At 43.6% G+C, this 3,267-nt stretch carries 2 protein-coding genes and 3 tRNA genes; all 5 read left to right on the top strand.

Going from position 1 to position 3,267, the window contains the following annotated elements; genetic code table 11:
• The first annotated feature begins 20 nt into the window (after window positions 1-20).
• Window positions 21-94: transfer RNA gene (locus BBA02S_RS19665), tRNA-Gly, on the top strand.
• Window positions 95-111: 17 nt separating this feature from the next.
• Window positions 112-185 (top strand) — tRNA-Ile (locus BBA02S_RS19660).
• Between the two features lie 6 nt (window positions 186-191).
• Window positions 192-263 (top strand) — tRNA-Asn (locus BBA02S_RS19655).
• A gap of 145 nt (window positions 264-408) precedes the next feature.
• Window positions 409-2,163, top strand: a complete 1,755-nt coding sequence (locus BBA02S_RS19650; RefSeq protein WP_052477297.1) for a DEAD/DEAH box helicase — start codon at window positions 409-411, stop codon at window positions 2,161-2,163.
• 379 nt (window positions 2,164-2,542) lie between these two features.
• Window positions 2,543-3,175, top strand: coding sequence for a TetR/AcrR family transcriptional regulator (locus tag BBA02S_RS19645; RefSeq protein WP_052475164.1), 633 nt, complete (start codon window positions 2,543-2,545; stop codon window positions 3,173-3,175).
• Window positions 3,176-3,267 lie beyond the last annotated feature (92 nt).

The following is a 3,267-nucleotide window of genomic DNA, read 5'->3' as shown; positions in this document are numbered from 1 at the left end:
TCCAGCCATTTTTTTCTGATGCGGGTGTAGTTTAATGGTAAAACCTCAGCCTTCCAAGCTGATGTCGTGAGTTCGATTCTCATCACCCGCTCCATTTATACATATATAAATGGGCCTGTAGCTCAGCTGGTTAGAGCGCACGCCTGATAAGCGTGAGGTCGATGGTTCAAGTCCATTCAGGCCCACTTCATTCCGCAGTAGCTCAGTGGTAGAGCAATCGGCTGTTAACCGATCGGTCGCAAGTTCGAATCTTGCCTGCGGAGTTCAAAAAACCCTATTTCTTCCGCTTTTCGGATAGAAATAGGGTTTTTTTATCGGCACTATTCTGTGAAAAAGGGGCTCAGGCAATGTTTGAGAGGATGACAGTCCATAGCATATCTATTTTTAACAGGCTAGGAGAGACTCATCATGTATATAACGGACAATGATATTCAAATAGCTGTCAAACGGTTCAGCGATACGTACCAAGTCAAGCAGGAGCTTTTTGAGAAACTAATTGGGATGGAACACATGTCTCTTATTCGTTATCAGATTGAACAAGTCAATCAAGAGACATTCACCTGCAAAAAATTACTTGAAACGATTATTCGAATCAAGGGGCCTTCTCTATTATCAGGAAGCAGCGAAGAGGTTCGCGAAATTCGGAGGGCGTTGTTAAGGAAGCTGCCTGAAAATGAATTGCGCTCTCTGTACGAGCGTAATGCCATTAAAGGAAAAAACATCCAATCTGTTTCGTATATGCCGCGAGCTCTTGCGCAAAAGCAGTGGAAGGCTGGCGGAAAGTGGCCGCGCGATTTTATTAAAACAGTCGGGCTGCCTCTCTGTTTTTCGGGGTTTGGCCTGGCTAAGGAGGAGTCTGTGCCAACGATCATGGACATTGAAGCAAGAAAAGCTGTCCCTCCACTGGCTCCGTATCAATTATTAATAAAAGAAGAAATGACAAGCATTCTATCCTTGGAGGACGATGCGACCAGGTGTATTGTTTCATTGCCGACAGGAGGAGGCAAGACACGGGTAGCCGTCGAGTCATTTATTGACTGGATGCAGCCGCGGTTTGCGGAAGGACGCTATATGCTGTGGATTGCGCAAAGTGAGGAGCTTTGCGAGCAAGCGATCGCCTGTATTGCGGATATGTGGCAGGAGCGTGAATTTCCTGAGTCTTTGCGCATTTATCGTTATTTTGGTACTCATAATATCAAGCCGGAAGATTTAATAGGCGGCGTAGTGGTGGCGAGTATTCAAAAAATCGTCCGTCGCTTAAAAAACGATGAAAATGATGAAGCATTGGATGATATTTTGCAGCTTTGCGGAGCGATGATCGTTGATGAGGCCCATCATGCGGCTGCACACAGTTATCAGCTTTTATTTGAACGCGCCAGAGAAATGACAAACGGCCGTTTATTTGCCATATGCGGATTAACTGCTACACCTGGACGTTCAGGCGATGAGACCGCCTTATTAGTCAATCAGTTTGAAGCTCGTCTTTTACGCCCTCGCTTTCCGGATCAGCGGGATTATGATGAGAAACCCCTGAAGTATTTTCGAGATCGAGGGTACTTGGCCAAACCAATCTATCGTTTGATGAAAGATCAACGCATGATGGTAGTGGAAGAAGACAAGCTGGATGAGTCCGGCGACCTGTCAACGGATATGCTGCGTGTGCTGGCCAGCGACAAGGCGCGGAATCAGTGGATTATCAATACATTATTGGATGTTCCGTCGGGATCATCGACATTAGTGTATGCTTGTACTGTAGAGCACGCAGAAATGTTATCAATGCTCATAAATACGGCTGGACGTACAGCAGCGGTTATCGCAGCAGATACACCAAAGGGACTGCGCCGCAGTATGATTGAAGCCTTTCGAAAAGTACAAATTGAATTTTTGTTTAACTATGGGGTGCTGACAACCGGATTTGATGCACCAAAAGTAGACCATCTTTTTCTGCTGCGTCCGACAGCAAGTGAGATATTATATGAGCAAATGGTGGGGCGCGGACTAAGAGGACCTTTGTTTGGCGGAACCGAAACCTGCATGATTTATGATTTTTCCGGCAATGTAACTGTTCACGGCCAGCCGCTTGCATATGCCAGATTCTTAGAAAAGTGGGATATTTCATATAAAGAAGAGAGAGGCGGACAGCCAGCAGCAAACAGCGTATAATGATCTTAAATGATCACAGGGGGATTGAAAGGTGGAGCTAGGCGAATTTAACAACTGCTTGCTCTCATATCTTCCTGGAAGGCAGTTGCACTGCTTGGCTTTGTTGGATAAAATTGTCTAAGAGCGTTTGTCTGTCGGCAAAGGGAGTTACATAGAAATGGAAAAGTGGAGGAAGCAAGAACGCAGCACGGTGATTGGATGGGCTGCAGGTCAAGGTTCAAGTGTGTTTCTCGTTTCGTTCGCCGATGAAATAATAAAGGAAAGCAGGCAATGAACCATTCGCTCGCTTTGGAAGAATGTTTATTGTTGACTCATCATAAAAATCATATTATGATTTTATCAATTGATAGGTTTTTCTGCTTTCCTGGAAGGGATTTTGATGATGAATAACCGCTTTGAATATGGAAATAAAACCCATCAAAAAATTGTAAAGGTGGCGCGCGATCTTTTTATGGAGTTCGGTTATAGAGCAGTGTCCACCCGAAGAATTGCGGATGCTTGCGGAATTACCCAACCTACTCTCTATCACCATTACCCTAATAAAAAGACCATTTATCTTGAGGTGCTGAAATCTGAGTTGTTCGATATGCAAACGGCACTCAAACGAATTATTAAGCGCTGCGGAGACAATTTGGAAGAGTGTGTGTTCCAAGTTACTTATTATATATTAATTAATAAGCCCTCTTCCATGGGACAGATGTTCCATGATATTAAAAATGAGCTGGATGAAGAGCATCAAAAGGAAATACAGCAATGGTGGATGGAGTCTTATCAAGCACCCATTGCCTCTATTTTTGAAAAAGGAATAAAAGAAGGGAAAATTAGAAACCCAGCTGAATTCGGTTCCTACCCAGTCCCTTCTGCTTATTTGCTTTTAAGCTTAATTTCATCGAAACATATGGAGCAGCAAGTGCCGGAGCATGTTGCAAAAGAGCAAGCAAGGCTGTATACCAAGGTTATTTTATACGGGTTAGCCTCTTCAAGTGAAGGACAAAAAAATAATGAGCTTTAACAGTCAGTATGTTGAAGCCTCTTTTTTTGCAGATAAATCTATCAGTTGATAGGGAAATCAATTACAAAGATGAGCCGTAATAAAACATATAA

Source organism: Bacillus badius NBRC 15713, assembly GCF_001591605.1.
Lineage (GTDB): Bacteria > Bacillota > Bacilli > Bacillales > Domibacillaceae > Pseudobacillus > Pseudobacillus badius.
Note: the sequence above shows the minus strand (reverse complement) of the source record. Positions and strands in the feature narration are given on the sequence as shown.